The 802-nt window shown below is 55.1% G+C and carries 1 protein-coding gene; it reads right to left on the bottom strand.

Annotation, left to right across the window (positions count from 1 at the left end; genetic code table 11):
• Positions 1–36: 36 nt before the first annotated feature.
• Positions 37–744, bottom strand: a complete 708-nt coding sequence (locus ACR0JC_RS18825) for an IS6 family transposase (protein ID WP_480764014.1) — start codon at positions 742–744, stop codon at positions 37–39.
• Positions 745–802 lie beyond the last annotated feature (58 nt).

Genomic DNA, 802 nt, shown 5'->3' with positions numbered 1-802 from the left:
TCGAACCAGTCTCAGTTTGCCGCGGAAACCGCGAACCTATCCGGAACAAAGCTGACGCCACTCGCTAAGAGCGGCGGCGCGGGTCAGCTTGAAGGTGTCTCGACTGGCTAGCGATCTTTCCTGGTTGAAGTGATTGTAGACGGAGGAATGGACGGAGGCGAATTTCTGTAGACTTCGCATGCGCCTGAAACGCTGCATCGCGCGTTCGCGTCGTCGAAACGGCAGGTGTGAATTCTCGGCGCGGTTGTTGAGCCACCTGCCCGTCTGTTGTTTTTCGAACGCGCCTATTTCTCTGAGCGCAGCCTTGTAGGAGGCGAAGCGATCTGTGACGACCTCCTTGGCGCAACCGTGCCGTTTCATCAATTTCCTGAGGAATTTTAGTGCTGCAGCCTTGTTTCGGCGCTTGGTGACAACTGCTTCCAGCACTTCACCTCCGTGATCTACTGCACGCCACAGATAATGTCGCTTGCCATTCACCTTTACGAAAACCTCGTCCACGTGCCACTTCCATTTCGAGAACGCGCGCAGCTGCTGCACACGCTTCCGTCGGATCTCAGCTGCAAACATTGGACCAAACCTGTTCCACCAATATCGGACGGTTTCGTGGCTCACGTCGATGCCTCGCTCGTGCAACAGATCTTCGACATTTCGAAGCGAGAGCGGGAAACGGATGTACAGCATCACCGCAAGGCGGATGACCTCGGGACTGGTTTTGAAGTACTTGAAAGAGGCAGGTTTGGTCATGGGCAAAAGCTACGCAACCGTCCTGCCTGCCTCAAGACAAGTTCTTCTGACAAGACCC

Source organism: Ruegeria sp. CH5 (assembly GCF_056537025.1).
This window is presented reverse-complemented; position numbering and strand designations above follow the sequence as displayed.